15 protein-coding genes and 1 pseudogene are annotated in these 23,723 nt (G+C 45.9%); 7 read left to right on the forward strand and 9 right to left on the reverse strand.

What is annotated here, in order from left to right:
• The 4 genes from VOR_RS0113935 to cra form a co-directional block, all read right to left on the reverse strand.
• Window positions 1-1,944, reverse strand: a 1,944-nt coding sequence (locus VOR_RS0113935) for a hybrid sensor histidine kinase/response regulator (RefSeq protein WP_029627217.1), incomplete at its 3' end; no start/stop codon positions are given.
• 135 nt (window positions 1,945-2,079) lie between these two features.
• Window positions 2,080-5,121 (reverse strand): AAA family ATPase, encoded by a 3,042-nt coding sequence (locus VOR_RS0113940; RefSeq protein WP_010320312.1) that lies wholly within the window; start codon window positions 5,119-5,121, stop codon window positions 2,080-2,082.
• Complete coding sequence (locus VOR_RS0113945; RefSeq protein WP_010320313.1) at window positions 5,121-6,263, reverse strand: exonuclease SbcCD subunit D; 1,143 nt, start codon at window positions 6,261-6,263, stop codon at window positions 5,121-5,123. Before VOR_RS0113945 ends, VOR_RS0113940 begins: the two co-directional genes overlap by 1 nt.
• Window positions 6,264-6,405: 142 nt before the next feature.
• Window positions 6,406-7,536 (reverse strand): catabolite repressor/activator, encoded by a 1,131-nt coding sequence (gene cra, locus VOR_RS0113950; RefSeq protein ID WP_193386225.1) that lies wholly within the window; start codon window positions 7,534-7,536, stop codon window positions 6,406-6,408.
• 224 nt (window positions 7,537-7,760) lie between these two features.
• Between cra and fruB the strand changes: the two genes are divergently transcribed.
• From fruB to VOR_RS0113975, 4 genes are all read left to right on the forward strand, one after another.
• A complete protein-coding gene (gene fruB, locus VOR_RS0113955; RefSeq protein ID WP_010320315.1) occupies window positions 7,761-8,903 on the forward strand; it encodes a fused PTS fructose transporter subunit IIA/HPr protein in 1,143 nt (380 codons plus the stop codon).
• Window positions 8,904-8,913: 10 nt separating this feature from the next.
• Complete coding sequence (pfkB, locus tag VOR_RS0113960) at window positions 8,914-9,867, forward strand: 1-phosphofructokinase (RefSeq protein WP_010320316.1); 954 nt, start codon at window positions 8,914-8,916, stop codon at window positions 9,865-9,867.
• A gap of 18 nt (window positions 9,868-9,885) precedes the next feature.
• A complete protein-coding gene (gene fruA, locus VOR_RS0113965; RefSeq protein WP_010320317.1) occupies window positions 9,886-11,628 on the forward strand; it encodes a PTS fructose transporter subunit IIBC in 1,743 nt (580 codons plus the stop codon).
• 571 nt (window positions 11,629-12,199) lie between these two features.
• Complete coding sequence (locus VOR_RS0113975; protein ID WP_010320318.1) at window positions 12,200-12,883, forward strand: DedA family protein; 684 nt, start codon at window positions 12,200-12,202, stop codon at window positions 12,881-12,883.
• A 621-nt stretch (window positions 12,884-13,504) separates the two neighbouring features.
• On the opposite strand, the gene VOR_RS0113980 is transcribed toward VOR_RS0113975, so the two are convergent.
• From VOR_RS0113980 to VOR_RS0113995, 4 genes and pseudogenes are all read right to left on the reverse strand, one after another.
• Complete coding sequence (locus VOR_RS0113980) at window positions 13,505-14,515, reverse strand: S1 family peptidase (RefSeq protein ID WP_010320319.1); 1,011 nt, start codon at window positions 14,513-14,515, stop codon at window positions 13,505-13,507.
• Between the two features lie 128 nt (window positions 14,516-14,643).
• Window positions 14,644-15,620: pseudogene (locus VOR_RS17970) on the reverse strand (trypsin-like serine protease).
• 77 nt (window positions 15,621-15,697) lie between these two features.
• A complete protein-coding gene (gene gcvT, locus VOR_RS0113990; protein ID WP_010320320.1) occupies window positions 15,698-16,831 on the reverse strand; it encodes a glycine cleavage system aminomethyltransferase GcvT in 1,134 nt (377 codons plus the stop codon).
• A 291-nt stretch (window positions 16,832-17,122) separates the two neighbouring features.
• Window positions 17,123-17,746 carry a helix-turn-helix domain-containing protein gene (locus tag VOR_RS0113995; protein ID WP_010320321.1) on the reverse strand — a complete coding sequence of 208 codons (624 nt, stop codon included), beginning with the start codon at window positions 17,744-17,746 and terminating at the stop codon, window positions 17,123-17,125.
• A 393-nt stretch (window positions 17,747-18,139) separates the two neighbouring features.
• Between VOR_RS0113995 and VOR_RS0114000 the strand changes: the two genes are divergently transcribed.
• The 3 genes from VOR_RS0114000 to gcvP all read left to right on the forward strand — a co-directional run bounded on the left by VOR_RS0114000 (window position 18,140) and on the right by gcvP (window position 22,846).
• Window positions 18,140-19,447, forward strand: coding sequence for a serine hydroxymethyltransferase (locus tag VOR_RS0114000; RefSeq protein WP_029627223.1), 1,308 nt, complete (start codon window positions 18,140-18,142; stop codon window positions 19,445-19,447).
• Window positions 19,448-19,504: 57 nt separating this feature from the next.
• Window positions 19,505-19,885 carry a glycine cleavage system protein GcvH gene (gcvH, locus tag VOR_RS0114005; RefSeq protein WP_010320323.1) on the forward strand — a complete coding sequence of 127 codons (381 nt, stop codon included), beginning with the start codon at window positions 19,505-19,507 and terminating at the stop codon, window positions 19,883-19,885.
• A gap of 81 nt (window positions 19,886-19,966) precedes the next feature.
• Entirely contained in the window at window positions 19,967-22,846 is a 2,880-nt protein-coding gene (gene gcvP / locus VOR_RS0114010) for an aminomethyl-transferring glycine dehydrogenase (RefSeq protein ID WP_010320324.1), read from the forward strand.
• A 370-nt stretch (window positions 22,847-23,216) separates the two neighbouring features.
• Here gcvP and VOR_RS18880 read toward each other — a convergent pair.
• Window positions 23,217-23,723 (reverse strand): hypothetical protein (locus tag VOR_RS18880; protein WP_010320325.1); only part of this gene is annotated, 507 nt, incomplete at its 5' end.

The following is a 23,723-nucleotide window of genomic DNA, read 5'->3' on the forward strand; positions in this document are numbered from 1 at the left end:
GTCACCCGTATGACCAATAATAGGAACTTTACTATAAGAAGCGGTGGATGAACGAATAGATAAAGTAGCCGAAATACCATCCATAATCGGCATCTCAATATCCATTAATACCAAATCAATTGAATTATTGGCCAACATTTGTAACGCTAATTCCCCATCACTCGCTTGCAACACTTCATAGCCTTGCTTTTCTAGCAGCAGAGCGGTGAAACTACGCAAGGAGTGGTTATCATCGACCAACAAAATTCGTTTTTCATAATCGTATTGTTTTAACGGGATAACATTCTTATCGGCAATAAGCTCTTCCGCTTCAAAGAGTAGTTCATCAATAATGGCCGACCCATCCAATAACAATTTGTGCTTTTCAATTGGGTAAATGGTTAAATGACGCTCCATCGTCAGCGCATAACGCTGATTTTGGTCATATAAATAGCAAATTTTTGCTTGGGTAAAATGCAATTTAGGCTCTAGTTTGGTTAAGTAATCTGGCGTTTCATGCAACGTTTGCAGATCAACAAAGATCAGATCAAATTCAAACTCAAACTCTTCGCGAAGCAAAACGCTCTCAGGCTCTAATACATTAAGTTGGAAACCAAGATAGAACGATTTCTCACTGAGATAACGATTGACTATGCTCGTTTTGCCAATATAAAGCAGAGATTTAGCCTTCATTAGATCGAGTTTAATATTAGCAACGGCTTGCGAATCATACTCAGGAAACCTTAAGGTAAACTCTGTCCACTCACCTAACTCAGAGCGGCAGGTGATATCGCCCCCAAAGGCGTTCATCACTTTACGGCAAAAAGGCAAACCTAACCCATAACTACCATTCTTACCAAAGGTATAAAAGTCTTTAAAAATATCGTCCAGTAAGTGCGGTTCAATACCGACACCATTATCTTTCACTGTAATTTGGGGCTTATTTCCCTTTGACTCCATGCGGATATGGATATGGAACATCGTATTATTTTTATAATAAAACGCGTTTTTAAGCAGATTGTAGAGAACGTATTTAAGTAAAGTACTGCTGCCTAAAAAATTAAAATCATCCACAACATCGAGAGTCACCGCTTGCCGATCTTCTGGTCTTTTATAAGAGAAACTGTGTAATGCTTCTTCGATGACAGGTTTTACAGTATGTTTTTTAAAGGTTGAGGTTGAGACCCTATTTTGATCAATCGAGGTTAACAGCAAATCAATGGTCTCATTACCAGAGCGAATGACTTCATCCGCATCTCTTAATAACCCAGTAATCAGCTCTAAATCTTTAGATGGTAGTGTATAAGATTCTGATTTAGATGCAGTAGAGCTCGGTAATACTGAACCCATTACTTCAATTGACGCCTTTAACGCACTTAATGGATTTCTCATTTCATGAGCAATCCCTGCGCCAAAAGACTTGGCAATCGACACCTTCGCTTCGTGTTCAATTTGGTTACGAAAATAGAACTGGTTGCCAAAAATGTAAGTAAATAGAAAAATCGGTACATACGGCCATTCCACCATCACTCGCAGTTCCGTGTCCATTACGCCATAAGTCACAAAGTAAGCACATGCTAGTGCAATTGCGGCTTGAATCAGCATGACTTTTGTTTCGTAGACGAGCAGGATGTGGAGGAAAATCGACGCCATGAATGACATCGCCCAGATCGTTGACCAATCGTTCATCAGCATCATGTAGCCAAAGAAGAATGGCAGGCAAAATCCTATTGAAAACAAGTAATAGTAGGGCAAGTAGCGCTGTAAATGTTTCGGCGTTGAATTGCGAAAAATAATACCTGCAAAGAAAACTGAGCAAATCGCCCGTAACTCTATGCTTTCATAAGGTTGTGGAAAGATATAAGTCCACACGTAATAATAAAGAGGAAAACCAATGAACCCCATCCATCCCACAAGAGTGAGGTTCGGCTCAGCGTACTGGTATATTTTTTTTACTACGTCCATACAACCTTACCAAACTGATACATTCATTTTTACAGTCATCATGCATAACCTAGTCTTTTTAAACGTCGAAGTGAGTCACACTCACCACGCCATGCCTATTAATAACTAGCACAAGATAACCTACATTCCCATTCATTATGCAACAAGTCTTATTGAACTGCCGTGATTTCTTGCCACATCGACATCAATGCGTAAAGTTATTTGCTCTTTCAGCTCACTCACATGAGAAATAATGCCAATTGTTCGACCTCCTTGTTGTAAATCGACAAGGGTTTGAATCGCCAAATCCAATGACTCAGGATCTAAACTGCCAAAACCTTCATCGATGAACAGTGTATCCAGTTTAATACCGCCGCTGTATGATTGCACCACATCCGATAAACCCAGCGCTAATGACAACGCCGCCATAAAAGATTCACCACCAGACAAGGTCGCCACATCTCGCCATTTTCCGGTGTAACCATCTTCGACCATCAGATCAAGCCCTGAACCCACGTTACCTTTGGCGCGATCTTCTTTACGCTTGAGCAGGTAACGCCCCTTACTCATGATCTGCAGCCTCATTGAGGCTTGGATCAGCACATCATCTAACAGCACGCCAAGAACAAAGCGATGTAAACTCACTTTAGCGCCTGTTTTGCCGTTGGCGATATCGCTCAAAGTCCCAAATACTTGGTACTCTTGCTCTAAGGCTTGATTTTTTATATGTAAAATAGCGATTTTTTCTTTCACACTGGTTAAGGCATCCATTTTAGACCGTAACCTGCTCCATTGATCCAATGCGCTTTGCTGTAACATGGCAACAGCCTCGACCGCGCTTGCATACTCAGCAAGATTGGGCTCATTTTTTTCACTCAGCTCACTGGCTAATGTTTGAAGCTGGGCGTTTAACGTCGTACTTCTTTCGTCAAATTGTTTGATCTGCTTTTCAAGCTGCTCGATCTGCTGCGAAGATAAACGCGCCTGTAAATAGTGCTCAGTATCGTCGAACTGGCTCTCAATCAGCGCACTGTGCCACTGCTGCTGTGACTGCGTAAACGCATTTTGCCAATGTATCTGATGTTCGACCGCCGCCGCCAACGCCGCTTTCGCACCAGAAAAATCGGCGTTCGCTTGATTGAAGCGCGCTTTAGTTTCCGCATCTAAATGGTTGAGATTAGCCAATTGCAGCTCTAACTGGGTTAAAGATTGGTGCAAATGCAAACTGTCTTGATACGACTCCGGGATCCCTTGGCTTAATGCAGAAACTTCAGTCTGCTCTTTGGCAACCCTCAGGGTGGCCTGTTCGACTTTATGCTGTTGCGTTTCAGCATTTTGCTTAGCTTGTGCTAACTGCAATTCTAATTTTGCCAATTGTTGAGCTAATTGCTCTGGATTAAGCGATTCAAGATGAGCAATGGAATGTTCAAGATCGCTTTGAGCTTGCTGCAGTTGTACTAAACTTTGCGTATTTCCAGATAATGACTCCCTCAAACTTGCCATCTCTTGCTCAAGCCGTGCGTATTGGGTCTCTCGCAGTTGTTGCAGCTTCAGCGCTTCTTGCTCAGTGGTTAGTTTGTTTTGCTGTATCGCTCTCGCCTGCTGCACTTGCGCCTTAGTCACCGTTTCTCCGGCATAACGCGCTAATTTAGGATGATCGCAACTGCCACACACCGGGCACTCGTCCCCTTGCTCCAAGGTTCGAGCCAGCTCGGCGGCTTGGTTGGTGTGCCAAATCAGCTCTAATTTATCGGCTTGCTGTTTCGCGTCCAACGTTGCGTGCTGCGCCAAATCAAACTGCTGCTGACTATAGCTCAGTGCAGTTTGCTCTGTGGCTAAACGCTGTTCAAGCTGCTGCAGCTTTAATAAGCGATCAATCTGCTGTTTGATGGTTTCAAGCTCTAAGCGCTGTCCTTTTAACTCAGCCAACTGTTGGTTGACTCTTTCGCACTCTTGGCGCTTAAGCATAATTTGCTGCTCAAACTGCTCAACAGCGGCGTGCAAGTTGTGGCGATTTTGCGTCGCGAGCTCCACTTCACGTAAGGCTTGTTGCAGCGTTTTTTGATGATGCTCCCGTTCGACAAGCTTAGTTTTGATTAGGTTTAAGTCGTAAATTTGTTGTGTCAGATTCGGCACTATCTTGACTTTTTCTGCCGCCTCTTCTTGAGCCGCTTTGGCCTGTTGCCACTGCTGTTGTGACTGCGTAAGCGCTTGTTCTTTTTCGACTTTTGCTTGGTTGGCCGCTTCTAACTGACGTTGTGACGATTGTAATTCGTAATAGGGTGAATCTAAGCGCGTCGCTTGCAAGGCTTGCTGCCTTTGAGCTTTTACCGCATCGATGACGGACGATTGTGCATCGTGATCGGCTTTAAGTTGCACGAGTTGACGCTGCTCTTGAAATTGTTTAGCAAGGGTTTGCGCCGCTTTTTGCTCGCTACTCGCTGCATCAAACCTTTGCTGGGCATCTAAGTACGCGGCGTGAGCGGCCGTTAATTGCGGTGACAGCTCAGCAATGCACGCTTCAAGGTGTGACTCGCTAGTCGCGTTCACGACGTCCAATGCGCCTTTAATTTGGTGATCAAATTCTTCTTTCGCTTTGCGGATCCCCGCGGCTTTCTCAAACAGCGCTCGTTCAATTTGGCTATAAATGTGAGTTTGAAACAACTGACCAAAGATTTGCTCCCGCTCTTTGGAGTTGGCAGTCAGTAATTCACGAAATTTACCTTGGGGGATGACCATCACTTGGCGAAACTGTTTTACATCTAAACCGATCAATTCCACCATGGCTTTACCGACAGGGTTAGGTTTGTTAGCAAGCAATTTCATTTCGCCATCGACCGATTCAAACAAGCTCGCGGCATGGGATTTCTTTGTTGAGCCTTCACCGTGTTTTTTCGGTACTTCTTGGTCGGGCGAGCGATCAACTTGGTAGATTTTCCCACCCAGCTCAAACTGGTAACTGATTTCAGTGAGAGTGTGCGGGTCCGCGTAGTCGCAGCGCATTTGATCACCAGTGCGCTCACTGCCTGTCGTTTCACCATACAAAGCGTAGCAAATGGCATCGAGCAGTGAACTTTTGCCCGCTCCGGTTGGACCATTAATCAAAAATAGCGGCGAGGCACCCAAGGCGGTAAAATCCACCACTTCTTTATGAGCAAAAGGACCAAACGCTTGTAGTGTCAATTGTATTGGACGCATTAGGCTTCGGCTCCCGGTTTTAATGCTTGAATGACGTCGATCACCGCTTGCTCTTGCGCTGCGGTTAACGCTTCTTGCTTAGCCTCTAAGAAAAAATCGCGGAACATATCCACTTCACCGCGCGCCAGACGTGCACGCCCCATTGCTTGGTCCACCCCAACCAACATGCCTGGTTTTTCTAAATGCAGTACGTTGGGGTAGGATTGACGCAGTTTTTCCATCGGGTCCAGTATCGCGTGTTTGTCGGTAAGACGAACCAACAGATAATCGTGGTTGTGTGGGTCTGTTTTGCCTTGCTCGATGATCTCCAGCAACTCACCTTCAATGATACGCATGCTATGAGGAGCGGTCAGTGGTACATGTGTGGCGCTGGCAAAACCTTGTTCATCAAATTCAACCAAAGTCGCTCCTTTCTTGTGGTGCTGCTCTGAAAAGCTGTATTTCATTAGTGAGCCAGAGTAACGGATATACTCTTCCCCTTTTTTCTGCGGTTGGTGCAGATGGCCGAGCGCAACATAATCAAAAGGTACAAAGTGCTGATGACTGACACGATCGGAGCCGCCAATGGACAAAGGACGTTCAGAGTCAGATTCGATAGCGCCATCAACAAAGCAGTGGCTAATCATAACGTGACGTTGTGACGGATCCCACTGCGATGTAATCTGCTCAATAAGGTATTGATGGGCTTCATCATGAGTGGTTACGGCCTCTCCAAAGTGGTGGCGAACGACTTCAGGGTCGTTATAAGGCATACCATAAAATGCCACTTCACCAGCAATGGCTGATTTTAGTACCACAGGCTGCATCATCTGTTCAAAATTGCTAATGATGTGCAAGCCCGAGTGTTGCATCTGCTTGGCCGCAAAGCCTAAACGCTTCGCCCCGTCGTGGTTACCGGGGATCATAATTAAGGGGATGGAAAGCTCGTTACACACGCGATTGACTATATCACCCATCAATTCAATGGCTGCCGTCGGTGGGACTGAACGATCGTAGATATCTCCGGCGACGATTAAAGCATCCACTCGATTGCACTGCAGGTACTCAATCAATTGATTGAGTACTGCGCGCTGATCATCCAATAAAGAAACGTTGTGAAATTGTCGACCGAGATGCCAGTCAGAGGTGTGCAGAAACTTCATTCCAACCCTAAAGATAGCGAAAATCAAAGTGCTTCATAATACGCGATTAACCAAGAAAAGCGACGTAAGATCGAGCAAAACAGAGCTTAGGTTACGTGAATTTTCTTGATGACTTTATAAAAATCAAGCTAAAAAGTGACCATCAATGAATACGAACTTTCAGTTTACGAGGTACCAATTCAATCCCAGCTTGATAACGTTTTGCCGAAGCGTTGAGTGCCAACGCGAGTGCGCTGTCGGCAATCAGCTCAAACTGCTGCGGCAACGAGTTGATTTTAATCGGCAAGAAATCAAGTAAACGGTTATCACCAAATGTCGATAACTTCACACGATTCATCAAGCTTGGGTTTTCAAACAGTACATCTAAGATCCCTTCAAGCAGGGTGTAGGAAGTCGCGACGATCGCATCCGGCATAGTGTTGTTGGCGATCCATTCATTCACCACTCGTTTGCCCTCTTCTCGATTAAAGTGCGCGCCATAACCGATGACACTGTGCACATTTTTCGCTCTCAGCGCTGATTCAAACCCCAACTGGCGTTCTTGCGAAATATTGAGCTCTGGTAATGCACCGACTAAGCCGACGGTTTTGATCTCCGGCGTTAATAAAGAATGCGTCAATTCAAACGCGGCATTGAAATCTTCACTGATCACACAGGCGAAAAATTCATCATCTAACGGGCGGTCAATCGCAATAACCGGAGTGCCTGAATGTTGCAACTTGAGATAAAACTCACTGGCGTTATGAATCGCACTGGCGACAAATAGCGCATCGATGCGGCGTGAGACTAAGGCATCCACCACCGACATTTCGGTATGCGGGTCATCGTCCGAACAGGCGATGAGAATTTGGTAACCCGCTTGACGAGAGTTCTGCTCTAACAATTTGGCAAGACGCGCGTAACTGGTGTTCTCAAGATCAGGGATGATGAGCCCAAAAGAGCGGCTATTTCCTGCTCGCAAAGCAGAAGCGGCGTGATCGGGACGGTAATTATGGGCATCCACCACCGCCATCACTTTCTGCTGGGTTTTTTCACTAATCCGGTACTTCTGCGCTTTGCCATTGATTACATAACTGGCGGTGGTTTTAGAGACTCCCGCTAACTTCACTATCTCATCTAGTGTCATATCAACCACTCTTGTTCTGTGCGTCGGATCATAGAACGCATTTTTTGATCCTTGATGAAGTTGAATTATACGCTGAATCGATTCAGTATAAAAGCTGAAAGGATTCAGCAAAATTACAAAATGATAACTAAGGCTACATTTGACCATCACTCCGTCGATGTAAAGATGACCAAATGTGAGTGTTATTAAAAAATGAGCAGTGCGAATAAGTTGAACAGCGCCATTTTTCGTCAAAAATAGGTTTGCTGAATTTTTTTGGGAAAAAAGCTGAAACGATTCAGCTTGAATAAATCATACTAATAAACGATCACTTAGGTGAAATACATACTTCAAAGTGATAACGAATTAAGCCGTAAGGCAAAGAGGCCAAAATGCTGCAACTCAATTCCAACACTATTACTTTGGGCCAATCACCCACGAACAAGCAAGAGGCGATTCGAGCTATCGCAGCGGATCTAACCAACAAAGGGTTCGTCGAAGCAGGTTATGTCGATGGCATGCTTAACCGTGAAGCTCAGAATTCGACTTTTCTTGGTAATGGTATCGCGATCCCACACGGTACAACCGATACACGTCAACTGGTTAAGCAAACGGGTGTTGCCGTTCATCACTTCCCTAACGGCGTTGACTGGGGTAACAACGCAACCGTTTATGTCGCGATTGGTATTGCCGCGAAATCCGATGAACATTTGGGTATTCTGAAACAACTGACGCAAGTGTTGTCCGCCGATGGCGTTGAAGAGAAACTGAAACAAGCGTCCAGTGCCAATGATGTGATTGCACTCCTCAATGGCGAAGTGCAATTTGAGCCTGATTTTGATGCTTCGTTGATCCAACTGCTTTTCCCTGCCAGTGATATGGTACAGATGAGCGCCGTCGCTGGCGGTTTGCTACGCAATACCGGCTGTGCTGACAATGAATTTGTTGCCGAACTGGTCACGAAAGAGCCAACCCACCTAGGCAAGGGATTGTGGTTAATCAGCAGTGACAAAGCGGTCAAACGCACGGGTATTTCGTTTGTGTCAACCGCTAATGCGTGTGAATACAATCAACTCAACGTCAAAGCCTTGATCGCGATTGCCGCTTGTAATAATGCTCACCAGAACATTCTGAATAAACTCACGCAGCTTGTGCTTCAGCAGCAGCAAGAAACCTTGCTCAATGCGAATGCAGCCCAATTATTGGCTTTCTTCAGCAATGACAATGAGCAAGCTCCGACAAAAGATGAGAGCGCAGCAAGCAAGGTTGCGGTATTCAAAATCAAAAACGCACATGGTCTGCACGCTCGTCCAGGAGCGATGTTGGTGGCCGAAGCGAAGAAATTTGAAGCCAATATCAAAGTATCTAACTTAGATGGCGACGGAAAAACAGCCAACGCGAAAAGCCTGATGAAAGTCATTGCGCTGGGCGTAAAACATGGCCACCAGCTTCAGTTTTCAGCTGAGGGTCCAGACGCCGAGCAAGCATTAGCATCGATCGGTAAAGCGATTGCTTCTGGTCTAGGTGAAGGGTAAGGATTAAGCCATGACAAATAAAGTCGTCACTATCACGCTAAACCCAGCGCTTGATTTAACAGGTAGCTTGGATGTGCTCAATGTTGGCTCAGTGAGCCTAGTTAAACAAGGTTCACTTCACGCCGCAGGTAAAGGGGTTAATGTTGCGAAAGTACTGAGCGATCTCGGTGCAAAGGTGACTGTGACCGGATTTCTTGGCCGTGATAACCAAGCGTTGTTCTGTCAGCTATTTGATCAAATGGCCGCAATTGATGAGTTTGTTCGTGTTGATGGTGCAACCCGTATTAACGTGAAATTGGTGGAGCAATCGGGCGAAGTGAGCGACATCAATTTCCCCGGAGTTGAAGTGACGCCGCTTGCCATTGAGCAGTTCGAACGCACTCTCGAGAGATTAGCCGCTGATCACGACTATTTTGTGCTCGCTGGCAGCTTGCCACAGGGCATCTCCCCTGCATTATGTGCTTCGTGGATCGAAAAACTGCACTCCATGGGTAAAAAAGTACTGTTTGATAGCAGCCGTGATGCTCTCAAAGCGGGCCTTGACGCTAAGCCTTGGTTGATTAAACCAAACGATGAAGAGCTTTCTCAATCTGTGGGATGTGAACTACATACTCCAGAGCAGTGCCAAGCGGCCGCCGCGCAACTGGCCGAAAAAGGCATTGAAAATATCGTGGTGTCGATGGGAGCAAATGGCGTGATGTGGTTGAACCAACATCAATGGCTTCATGCAAAACCACCACGTATGCAGGTCGTTAGCACTGTTGGCGCAGGCGATACTTTAGTCGCTGGCCTTTGCTGGGGACACATGCAGCAGATGGAAAAAACAGAACTGCTTACTTTTGCCACTGCCCTCTCTGCGTTAGCTGTTACGCAAGTCGGCGTGGGTATGTCAAACCGAAAACAACTCGAAACCCTACAACAACAAATCCAATTACAACCCGTTAGCTTAAACGCTAACTCATAAGGACAGAAGGTCGTAACTATGAAGATTGCTATTATTACCGCATGCCCCAGTGGCGTTGCAAACAGCATCATTGCTGCCGGGCTGCTTGAACAAGCGGCAAAATCGCTCAATTGGACCGCTGTGGTTGAATGCCATTCCAGCATCATTCAAGGCCATACTCTCTCTAGCAGTGAAATCGACAACGCAGATGTGGTGGTTATTGCTCGTAATACACCAATAGATACCACCCGCTTTATCGGCAAAAAAGTGTACCAAAGTGACATTTCAGCCTGCACGTCTGATCCGGTTGCTTTTTTAAACAGCGCGATAAATGCAGCGACTATCCTAACTGAGCAAGAGGCAAAAACGGTGTCTGCGCCAGTCGTAACGCAAGCCGCTAAAAAAATCGTGGCGATTACCGCTTGTCCAACGGGTGTTGCACACACCTTTATGGCGGCAGAAGCGCTAGAAAACCATGCAAAACGCCTTGGCCACCAGATCAAAGTAGAAACACGTGGTTCTGTGGGCGCGAAAAACCAACTCACGGCGCAAGAGATTGCTGATGCGGATTTGGTGATCATTGCGGCCGATATCGAAGTGCCACTCGATCGTTTCAACGGCAAAAAACTGTACAAAACCAGTACAGGTCTTGCACTGAAAAAAACCGAGCAAGAGATCACCAACGCGTTTAACCAAGCGTCTATTTATACGCAATCATCAGCGTCTAATAACAATCAAACCGAAGAGAAAAAAGGGGTGTACAAGCACCTGATGACTGGGGTATCTCACATGCTTCCTGTCGTAGTCGCAGGTGGTTTGATCATCGCACTCTCTTTTGTGTTTGGTATTGAAGCGTTTAAAGAGCAAGGCACATTGGCGGCAGCGCTGATGACCATTGGTGGCGGTTCAGCCTTTGCATTAATGATCCCTGTCATGGCGGGTTTTATTGCGTTCTCGATTGCTGACCGTCCGGGGCTTGCTCCTGGTTTGATTGGCGGGATGTTGGCAAGCTCTACCGGAGCCGGTTTTCTTGGCGGTATTGTGGCCGGTTTCATTGCAGGTTACGCCGCTAAATTCATTGCAGATAAAGTCTCCTTACCTCAATCGATGGAAGCGCTAAAACCAATCCTCATCATTCCATTTGTGGCGAGTCTCTTTACTGGCTTGGTGATGATTTACATCGTCGGTGGCCCTGTATCGAGCATCATGGCTGCAATGACTGAGTTCTTAAACAACATGGGCTCAGCCAACGCCGTACTTCTGGGTGTAATCCTAGGCGCGATGATGTGCTTTGACTTAGGTGGGCCGATTAATAAAGCAGCGTATACCTTTGGTGTTGGTCTACTTGCTTCACAAACTTACGCACCAATGGCCGCCATTATGGCTGCGGGTATGGTGCCAGCGTTAGGTATGGGCCTTGCGACTTTCCTTGCCAGAGACAAATTTGAAGCCGGTGAACGTGAAGCGGGTAAAGCCTCTTTCGTATTGGGCTTATGCTTTATCTCTGAAGGAGCGATTCCATTTGCAGCGAAAGATCCAATGCGCGTTATCCCAGCTTGTATGGCAGGCGGCGCGTTAACCGGTGCACTGTCTATGCTGTTTGGTGCGAAATTAATGGCCCCGCACGGCGGCTTATTTGTCCTACTGATCCCAAATGCGATTACACCTGTACTGATGTACCTAATCGCAATTGCGGCCGGTACGGCGGTGACTGGCTTTGGTTACGCATTCCTTAAAAACCGCGCAAAAGCGAGCGAGAGCTCGACGGTTGCAGCGATATAGTCAGCATGCTTAGTCTTTAACTATGATGAGTGAGCAGCCGTGCTGCTCACTTTTGCACATTTTCCAAGGCTAAAATTCCTTTACACGCACCGCTGACACGCCGCATACTCACTCTCAGTTTAAGTAGCCTCGCGATAGTTATGATCCAATCATTGATGTTTGCCTTCTTGTTTAGCTTATTGAGCCTTTTCTCCTCGCTCAACCTCAATGCTACACAAAGCTTTTCGGCGAGTGAGTCTACGACAAGCCAGCATGTTCATTTTTCCAGTCATCGATTTTTTGTTGATCGTGATGCAGCGATATTAACCACAAGGCATGAAACGCCACGAGTCAGTGGGCTTCGGTTAATCTCAGATGATGACGAAAAGACGAGCGCAGAAACTACCCTACTTTTTTACACTCTCAGTACCACTGCGTTTGTCGTCATTTGTTCTCTGTATATAGGTCAATCAACTCACGTTTTTGTGCGTAAAGCACTGCAATTTTCCAACCTGTATTCACGCTTCGCCCACGCTTAACACCTTTTTCAATCGGACCAATTATTACTATTTACTGATTGAGGAAGCTTGTTATGAATACTTTTTTGTCTATTTTCTCTGCCTTATGGCATCAAGATCTGTTTGCGCTACAGCAGGTCGATCTGTCGTTACTTTACCTCTGCATTGGGTTACTTATCTTCGTTGAAAGTGCATTTATTCCAGCAGCGCCGCTGCCTTGCGATAGTGTGATTGTGCTGTGTGGTAGCCTTGCGGCCGTTGGGGTACTCAACCTGTATGCCATTATTGGCGTGCTGGTTTTTGCTGGTTGGCTGGGCAGTGCGATCGCCTTTTATCAAGGCCACCAACTTAAAGAGTGGCGATTAGTCTCAACTTGGCTCAACAAAGTCTCAGAAAAACAGTGGCGCACTACCGATAACTTGATCCAAAGGTATGGGCTACTGGCCATGTTCATGGGACGCTTTCTACCAGTGGTACGTTCTTTGCTGCCTATGGTAATAGGGCTGCGTAATGCAGTAACACCAACACGCTTCCTGCTCGTCTCACCACTGAGCGCGTTGGCGTGGATTCTGTTTTTGGTCGGCTCAGGCTTCGGCATTTCTCTTTTGCCCGATAAGCTTGCCAAAATAGCCAATCATGCGTTGATATTAGCGCCATTAATGACACTGTTGATCGCAATCTCTACGCTAATGGTGGGTTGGTTAATGCGTAAACGTTCACTGCAAAAAGCCCCTCTTATCAGCGAAGAAAGGCCGTAGAGCACCGAACTAATCTCTCAGCAGTGTGAAGCTAATGCTTCCACTGTTGAAGAAATTAGCTAGCCTCTCTGTTTTATGGCGCTAGCTGAATAGTTAGAGATATCCAATACAAGAGTGGGTAAATTACTCAAAACCTGAGTGACCCATTACATTTCTCAAAATACTTCAACACTCCGGCGCATATTTCCACCGAAGAAGTGAGAGCTCATGGGATGGGCTCTCACATTTTATCGTTTCATTTATCGGTAAAAAATGACTTAATGACTACTGCCAACGCCACTGTTCGCCATCAATATCGGCTCTTAACAACCAGCTATTTTGATCCCATTTGAGCGAATTATTTAACTCATTTTTGAGCTCTCCATTATGCCATCGCCACTTCTGACTTGGCTTATTAGTACACCGTTGCATTGTGATATTGATGTCTTGCTGATCCAAACATAACTCTGGTTCGACTTTACTGACTAGCTGTTATCATCAGAACCATGAATCAATTCAACAAAATATAGATTGGTTATTTAATGATTTATCTAGAGTGTTTTCTATCTATATTCAAACGACTTGAAGTTGCAAGTCGTCGGTAAGTAGGGAGGGTATAAATCAATGTTTAGGCTTTTTCTCTTATTGAGGTGATTTTACCCGCTTAACAGGAACAACAGAATTGTCAGTCGCCCGAAAGCGAAATAACAACAGTAGAGTCAACCCAAGGATACTCAAACTGCCGCCGCTCTCCTCTTGAGGGGCAACCGTTTGAGTATCAATCAAAACACGTACCCCATTTTGAGTGGCAACATAATATTTAGGCACCTCTGCCCCTGCAAGAACGCGCTGAATCCAGCTCTGATAATCATAAAGCTCCGTAAATACCGAGGTGATCGGTTGGTTAGTATCGCCACATAGTGAAGGCCCAAAGCTGGTTAAACCAATTTGAATGTATTGCGAGCCATTAAACCAATAGACAGGCCCACCGGAATCGCCAGAACAGGTGGAGTTTTTATAAGCACCGCTTACCGCACCATCAAAACAGATCTGCTTTGAGGTCAATGTCGGGCCATAAAAAGCGCTACAGACGGCATTACTAACAAAAGTGAGGGTCGTTTCTTGTAACTGCTTATTGGCATTCGAGACATTACCCGCCACGTAGCCATGCCCAATCGCTTTATAATTATTACCTGCTGGGTAATCATTATTTAACTGAGTATTGAGTAGCGCAGAATAGTCCGCCACATTGAGCGGTGTTTCGATCTTGATAATCGCAATGTCATCACGCCAGAGTGCGCTGGACGAATTGATGTAAGTACTGGGGTAATAAAAAGCCGCCGCGCGCGATATCTGGATATTCCCGTAGGGGAAATCGGCCACATTATCCAACTGAGGCACTACCACTGTATAAAGCATGGTATCTTTTTTACCGTAAATACAATGAGCTGCCGTCAAAATAAACTGTGAATTGATGATACTCGCCCCACAAAAACTGTTGCTACTAGATTGAGTGCTGCTTTGATATAAAAGGCTAGCAAAAGAAGGGTAAGTGGCACTGCTGGTATCCGAACCATTCACAATGTAAGGCTGGAAATCAACCGCATAAGCATTTGCTGATAGCATCGCACTGAACAGTATCCATTTGTACATCCATCACCTCGTCACTCATCTAGAAAGATACGCGTGTATCACTTTCAAGTTTAGCGCTCTAAGTGGAACCTGCTCAAAAAAGGCAATAAAAAAGCGACCTAAACAGGTCGCTCGAAATCAATAAGGGTTCAACGTCTACGAATGAAGAGGATAAACATCAGCAGTAAAGACCACCAGCCGAATGAACCGCCACTGTCAGAAGGTGGGTTTAAATAAGCTTGGCGTTTCGCTTCTGTTGCGACAAATTTTGGTGGTTCAATTCCTGCAACTACGCTATCAATCCACGTCCTATATTTGACAACCTCGGTAAAGATGGAAGTTGGAGCAAAACTAGGATCACCGCAAGTTGTTGGCCCAAAACTTGTTATACCAACCTGAATATACTGAGCGCCATTATGCCAAAATAACGGTCCCCCAGAATCGCCCTGACAGGTTGCATTTTGCAGCCCCGTGGAACCTATCACCCCTTTCATACATAAATTACCGGTACACCAGTCCCATAATGACAAGAACTGTTAGGTACATAGGTTAACTCTGTTTGTTGTAGAGACGTTTTAGTATCGAGGTTAGAAGAGGTATTACCATGCCCAACGGCAATGAAAGTTTCACTTGATGAGCGATAAGTACTATCAGAATTTGCGGTAGGCCGCGTTAAGTAGTCAGCAGCCGACACCATTGTCAAAGGCGTCTCAAGCTTAAGTATCGCAATATCATCCAATAAGGTGGTGTTGTTATAAGTTGATGGATAATAGATTTCTGCCACTCGCGCTTTTTCTAATATGTTGAATGGAAAGTTTGTTTCAATTTGCAGCTGAGGTACAACAGAGGTAAAAAGCTGATTTGCACTATTACCATAAACGCAGTGCGCAGCCGTCAATATGTATTGGTTATTGAGCAACGAAGCACCACAATAACTTCCTTTTCCATATGAACCGTTATAAGCAATTTGATCAAAAAACAAGCTCGCTATAGAAGGAAACTCCGTCACGCTTGCGTACGAGCCGTTTACTATATAGGGCTGAGCATCAACGGCGAACACATTGCCAGAGAAGGCGAGAGAAGATAAAAGTACTACCCACTTGTTCATCATGTCATTCCTTATCACTTTGAACCCAGATAGTACTTAATCCGTTATCGATGTGAAACATCTTTAAATGTACTTTTATTACATTTTATGATGCTTTAGCCGCGATAATAACGCTGAGCCACAAACGGCATTTTCTCAACCACCATAGGCAGCATTTTCCCGCGCACATCAGCAAAAATTTCTGTGCCTATCGTTGATAAATCAGCTCGGATATAGGCCATAGACACGGACTTGCCGGCCGTCGGTCCCGCTGTACCACTGGTCACTACGCCTATATGCTGGCCATCGGCGTCAAATAGCTCCGTTCCTTCACGTACTGGCGCTTTAGTTAACCCCACTAAACCTACACGTTTACGTGCAACATCTTTGCTTTCGATCTGCCCAAGAATAATGTCTGCACCCGGGAAACCACCCGCACGCTCACCTTCAGCACGACGCACTTTGCTTATCGCCCATAACAAGCTCGCTTCAACTGGCGTTGTGCTGGTATCAAGATCATGCCCGTAAAGACATAAACCGCACTCTAAACGCAGTGAATCGCGCGCGCCCAGACCAATCCATTCCACTTCTTCATAAGCGGTCAGTTTACGCGCCAATGCTTCGGCCTGTTCTGCTGGTACAGAAATTTCATAACCATCTTCACCGGTATAACCACTTCGGCTGACAATGCACTGGGCTCCATCGATGTCCATTAGCTGAATATCCATAAAGTGCATCGCCATCACTTGCGGTTGCAGGCGAGCTAACACTTCAGCGGCTTTTGGTCCTTGCAGCGCTAACAGCGCGCGATCATCAATGACTTCAAGCTCAACACCTTGTGGCAAATGTGCTTGTAAATGAGCAATATCTTGTGCTTTACAAGCCGCATTAACCACAACAAACAGATGATCATCAAGGTTAGTAACCATCAAGTCATCCATGATGCCACCTTGTGCATTAGTGAAAAAGGCGTAACGCTGCTTGCCTGCTGGTAAGTCAATAATATCGACAGGAACCAATGACTCCAATGCTTGCGCGGCATTGGCTCCATGCAAACGAAGTTGGCCCATATGCGAAACATCAAACAAACCAGCCGCCTCGCGAGTATGCAAATGCTCTTTCTTTACCCCTAATGGGTACTGAACGGGCATGTCATAGCCAGCAAATGGCACCATCTTCGCTCCAACTTCGATGTGCAGCGCATGTAAAGGAGTAGTGAGTAGTGTTTGATTTGCATGTTCTTGAGTCATTTTTATCTCCATTTCAGCCGACCCAGCAGGGAATTCACCACCAAATGTTGGCTATTATGTCCAAAGAAGAGGAAACCATGTTTCCAATAGTGAACAAGAATGCGCCCGCTCGGGCGGATTAACAAGTTCGAAACAAGATGAATTGTCAAAATTAACAACCCAATCACAATTAAAAGTCGCGAGATGCTTACCATCGCCGGAGCTAAAAGTGATTAAAAGCACACTACAGAGGACAAAGCCAACAAATAGCAAACGATTGCTGTCACTATAAGAAACTTCGCGTTTTCACACTCATTTTGCCGTAACCCACAAAATCAATGCATCCTCTTCGCTGACAGAGACCAGCATGTGCCCCATGTTAGCGTCGTAATAAACGCTGTCACCTTCCGCCAATCGAACCGGTTCATAAAATTCGCTATAGAACAAAACTTCACCCGTGAGGATCAACAAAAACTCCTCACCATCGTGACGAACCCAGTCACTGTACTCTTCAAATGCACGAGCTCGCACTCGGCTTTTAAACGGCATCATCTTCTTATTAGAAAGCTGCGTGGCGAGCAATTCATGCTCGTAAGTTGGGGTGGGATGCGGCTTTCCTTGACCAATACGAGAAATATCCCTACGACCTGTTGCCACAATTTTCTTTGGTGGCTCAAATAGTTGAGGCATATCTATCTGCAATCCATGAGCGAGTTTTTGCATCGCTTGGTAGGTTGGAGAAATCTGTTCGTTTTCGATTTTACTCAATGTAGATCGAGCTAATCCTGTCCGCTGGCTCGCCTCTTCTAGCGTAATCCCAAGCTTAGAGCGGATCTCTTTAATACGTTGCCCAAGCTTAAGCGGTTCGATCGTTTGTTCACCCGTTTCCTTGGCCAAAGTCAACGATGGGTACTCATCATAAATGTCTTCAGACATGCTTTCCCTCGATTGTTATCTTCCTGATTTCGGCCATCATTGTGGCATAAAGCCAACGCAAGGTTAAAGAGGCTGCACGTAAATAAAGCGTGCTCTTGCTTACAAAAAAAGAAACCATGTTTCCTATAGGAAATTTTTGATTGATTGTTTATAAGTCAAAGAGTATGTTACTGACTTGTTAGATGAGGAGATGCTATTCACCACTTATTGCGGTTAGAGATTTAACAATATTTAAGTGGCTTTTCACCCCGTATTGTTGGGGTTGCAATCCAGTTTAAGGATAACTGACACTCTGCTTTGTTGTCGCCTAACGGCTTAACAATAAAGCAGCCAACTAAAAAGGAATGACGGAATGTTTAGCCAATCCGTCGGATTATTGGAAGGTCATCTACCATGAATGCCAACGTGAACAAAAGTTACCCCAACCACTGCCTTGAGAGCTTTTTCTCAACCAATCTTGCTGCCACTGATGATGCTGTCTTTGCCGGTATTCAAGCCGAATACGTGCGCCAAAATGAACAAATTGAGCTGATCGCTTCAGAAAACATCGTTTCAAAAGCCGTTATGCAAGCACAAGGTACTTGTCTCACCAATAAATATGCAGAAGGCTACCCCGGCCGTCGCTATTACGGTGGTTGCGAACACGTTGATACCGTCGAAACCATTGCGATTGAACGTGCAAAATCCCTATTTCATTGTCAATACGCCAACGTGCAGCCACATTCAGGCGCACAAGCCAATGGCGCGGTGATGCTGGCTTTACTGCAACCGGGTGACACAATTTTAGGTATGTCTCTGGATGCCGGAGGCCACCTCACTCATGGCGCTCGGCCTGCCCTCTCTGGTAAGTGGTTTAATGCTATTCAATATGGTGTCGATAGCACGACCTTAGAAATCAATTATGATGATGTACGCAGCCTCGCGTTAGAGCATCAACCAAAAATGATCATTGCGGGCGGCTCTGCCATTCCTCGCGTGATTGATTTTGCCAAATTCCGAGCCATTGCTGATGAAGTGGGCGCGCTCTTAATGGTCGATATGGCGCATATTGCCGGGTTAGTCGCCACTGGTGCTCACCCAAGCCCATTGCCGCATGCCCACGTTGTCACGACCACCACACATAAAACCTTGCGCGGCCCACGAGGCGGTATGGTTTTGACCAACAGCGAAGAGATCAGCAAAAAAATTAACTCGGCGGTTTTTCCTGGCCTGCAAGGTGGCCCGTTAATGCACGTAATTGCGGCCAAAGCGGTAGCACTAGGCGAAGCGCTGGGCCCTGAGTTTCATCGTTATATTGATTCGGTGATCGATAACGCAAAAGTTCTCGCTGAAGTATTGCAAACTCGCGGTTGTGACATTGTGACTGGCGGGACTGACACTCATCTCATGCTTGTTGATCTTCGCCCTAAAGGGCTGAAGGGGAATATCGCCGAACAAGCATTAGAGCGTGCAGGGATCACATGTAACAAAAATGGCATCCCATTTGATACCGATAAGCCTATGATTACTTCGGGTATTCGTTTAGGTACGCCAGCTGGAACCAGCCGTGGTTTTGGTCGTGAAGAATTCAAACTCATCGGTGAGTGGATTGGCGATGTTCTTGATGGCCTTGTTGTGAGCCCAGAAGGAAACAGTGATGTTGAGCAACGTGTGCGCAAACAAGTTAAAGCGCTGTGCCAACGCTTCCCACTCTATCAATAACCTTTTTAAATTAAACACAAGTTCAAATTAATACGATACTTTTTTGGAGATAAAGCAATGGACAATACACTGAAGTTTGCAGATAGCCACGAGTGGGTGCGCGACAACGGTGACGGCACAGTGACCATCGGTATTTCTGAGCATGCGCAAGAGATGCTTGGTGACGTCGTGTTTGTTGACCTACCTGAAGTAGATGCAGAAATTGATGCTGGAGACAGTTTTTCTCTGGTTGAATCTGTCAAAGCCGCTTCAGATATTTACGCACCGATTACAGGTGTCATCGTTGAAATCAACGAAGAGTTAGAAGATAGCCCAGAACTCATCAACGAAGAACCGTATGAAGGTGGCTGGATTGTGAAAGTGAAGATGTCTGATGCTTCTGAACTCGACAATCTAAAAGATGCAGAAGAGTACCAAAACTCTATCGAAGAAGATTAATTAGCCCATCACGGATCAAAGCTGCCCAGCATGGGCGGCTTTTTTTTAAGGTCGCACACGATCTTTGAAAAGGTAAAGGAAATGACTGAATTACTTCACAGCCCACTGCTTAGCCAGTTAAGTACCGAAAATGAGTTTGTTGCACGCCACAACGGACCCAACCCAGCCGATCAACAAAAAATGCTCAACGCGATTAACGCCGAAAGCTTAGCCGCGTTAATCGAACAAACCGTTCCTGCGCAAATTCGTTTAGAAAGCCCAATGTCCCTTGCTGCGCCTAAAAGCGAAGCCGATATGCTCAGCGCGATGAAAGTATTTGCCAATCAAAACCAGATTAAACGCACGTTCATTGGCCAAGGTTACTACAACACCTTCACACCGAACGTCATTTTGCGTAACGTACTGGAAAATCCGGGCTGGTATACGGCTTACACGCCCTACCAGCCAGAAATCTCTCAAGGTCGTTTGGAATCGCTGCTTAACTACCAACAAATGGTGATGGATTTAACGGCAATGGATATTGCCAACGCGTCGCTGCTCGATGAAGCAACGGCCGCTGGCGAAGCAATGACACTGTGTAAACGCGCAGGAAAAAGCAAAAGTAACGTCTTTTTTGTGGCGGACGATGTTCATCCACAAACCATTGAAGTGGTAAAAACTCGCGCTGAATTTATCGGTTTTGAGGTACAAATCGGCGCACTCGACTCATTGCCTGAACAAGATGTGTTTGGCGCGCTGCTGCAATACCCGAGCACCACAGGTGAAGTGCGTGATTTAAGCGACCTGATTGCTAAAGCGCAAGCCAATAAAGTCTTGGTCACTGTTGCCACGGATTTACTGGCCAGCACCTTGCTGAAACCAGCGGGTGAAATGGGCGCGGATGTCGTGATTGGCTCAGCTCAACGTTTCGGTGTCCCTATGGGTTACGGCGGCCCACACGCCGCCTTTATGGCCACGCGTGAAGCGCACAAACGCACTATGCCCGGCCGCGTGATCGGAGTGTCGATTGACGCCAAAGGTAAACCAGCACTGCGCATGGCAATGCAAACTCGCGAGCAGCACATTCGCCGCGAAAAAGCGACCTCGAACATCTGTACCGCGCAAGCTCTGCTGGCTAATATGGCCTCGTTTTATGCTGTCTATCATGGCGCAGAAGGGTTGCGCACCATTGCGCGCCGTACTCATCATATGACAGCAATTCTAGCGGCAGGCTTAACTCAAGCGGGTTACGAATTGGTGCATAACAGCTTCTTTGACACGATTACCTTAAAGAGTGCCGCTCAAACTCAAGCGATCTACGCAAAAGCGCAACAAGCCGACATCAACTTACGCCGATTTGATGACCAACTGGGCATCAGTTTAGATGAAACCACCACCACAGCTGATCTTGAAACCCTGTTTGCGGTTTTCGATATTAAGCAATCGGTAAGCGCGCTGTCGGCAGAAATTGCCGCCAACGAATTTGCAGCGATTCCAGAACAGTGCCGTCGTCAATCTCGCTTCCTAACGCATCCTGTGTTCAACACCTATCACAGCGAAACGCAAATGATGCGTTATTTGAAAAAACTTGAGAATAAAGATTTTTCATTAACTCACGGCATGATCCCGCTTGGCAGTTGCACCATGAAACTGAACGCCGCAGCCGAGATGATCCCTGTCACTTGGCCTGAATTTGGTTCAATCCATCCATTTGCACCGAAAGAGCAAGCCGCAGGTTACGCCGCTCTCGCTAAAGATTTAAAAGAAAAGCTCTGTGAAATCACAGGCTATGATGCCTTCTCGCTTCAACCGAATTCCGGTGCTTCTGGCGAATATGCAGGGCTTGTGGCGATTCAGCGCTACCACAAAAGCCGTGGTGAAGGGCATCGTAACGTCTGCTTAATTCCGAGCTCAGCACACGGCACCAACCCTGCAACCGCTTCAATGGTTTCGATGAAGGTGGTGGTCGTGAAATGTGATAATAACGGCAACGTTGATATCGCAGACCTCGCAGACAAAATTGAGAAGCATAAAGAGAACCTCTCTAGCATCATGATCACTTATCCTTCAACGCACGGCGTTTACGAAGAACAAGTTAAAGAAGTGTGTAACATGGTTCACGCCGCGGGCGGCCAAGTTTACCTTGATGGTGCCAACATGAACGCGCAAGTTGGTTTGACCAATCCGGGCTTTATTAGCTCTGATGTTTCTCACCTTAACCTGCACAAAACATTCTGTATTCCTCATGGCGGCGGCGGCCCCGGTATGGGACCGATTGGTGTAAAATCTCACCTAGCGCCTTTCCTACCGGGACATATTGAAGGGGGAGCTGAAGGCAGCGATCACGCCGTATCTGCGGCCGATTTAGGCAGCGCTTCTATTTTACCTATCTCATGGGCTTATATTGCCATGATGGGTGCAGAAGGCTTAACCACTGCGACTCAAGTCGCTATTTTAAATGCCAACTACGTGATGGAAAGACTGCGCCCACACTATCCTATTCTTTACCGTGGCAGTAACGGCCGCGTAGCGCACGAATGCATTATTGATATTCGTCCGCTTAAAGAAGCGACCGTTATCAGCGAAGAAGACATTGCTAAACGTTTGATGGATTATGGCTTCCACGCACCGACGATGTCCTTCCCTGTTGCTGGTACCTTGATGATTGAACCAACCGAATCGGAAGACTTAGCCGAATTGGATCGCTTCTGCGAGGCGATGATTGCGATTCGCGCCGAAATGGAGAAAGTTCAATCAGGCGAATGGCCATTAGCCGACAACCCGTTAGTGAATGCGCCGCATACACAATCGGATCTCGCGAGTGAAGCATGGGCTCATCCATATTCTCGTGAAACGGCTTGCTTCCCATCCGCTCATACTAAGGCATCAAAATACTGGCCAACCGTGAGCCGTGTCGATAACGTTTACGGTGACCGTAACCTTGTCTGCTCATGCCCAAGTATTGATAACTACCAAGAGTAAGTGCTGATGTTGATGACTATTCACCATAGTTTGTGAGCGTAATTAAGATTGTGACTGACTGAGTTATCCATATTCAATAATAAAGGCGAACTGAGAAGTTCGCCTTTTTGTATTAATTATTTTTGAACAAGAATGAGCTTTGGAAAATTAAACATTATCAATTCATGAATAACTTCAAGTATTGCTAAGTGAGTATTGAGGAGCTAGCGCAACGAGTTAAACTGCGCTAGCCAAAAAAGAGATGATGTCTACGGATTCAGTTCTATTACGTTAAATCGACACGACACCTACGAACAACGAGCGTTACTTTGAATGCTCCTTCCTGAATTAATAGACCTGCCTTATCTGATTATTTTCAACTTCCCCTGGATTATAAAGCCAAATCATTTTTTTCTAATGAAGCCCAGTCAATCATGTCAAAGACTGCGACAGACTCGGTTTGAGATCCTGGAAACTTCAGCAACTGTTTAGCATTATCTCGCCATTCAGACAAAACATTTTCGTCAATCCATACTTTGGCACATTTTAAGGCCTCATTACCCATTCCGAATATTGGCATCGGAGCATCTTCTTCATCTCTATTATTCATATCAAAATAAGATCCTGTCGTAGCCTCAATCATCGACTTAAGAACTGCGTAATTATCATGACTCCGACTCGCTTGTTCCTTCTTGTCGCCATGCATAATATCGTTCAGAAGAGACTGAGTGACGTAGTATGGTGAGCATACTACGCCTTCATCCGTTGTGTTGTAGCCCGGAGCAATAAGGATATCAACGTCAATATGTCTGACTATTTTATCGTTGAATGTTAAATTTTCAGGCTTAATATCGTGGAAATAAATAGATTGATCGTGCAAGTTTTTGGTCGTGACTCC

The sequence above is a fragment of the Vibrio ordalii ATCC 33509 genome, assembly GCA_000257205.1.
In the GTDB taxonomy this organism is placed as follows: Bacteria; Pseudomonadota; Gammaproteobacteria; order Enterobacterales; family Vibrionaceae; genus Vibrio; species Vibrio ordalii.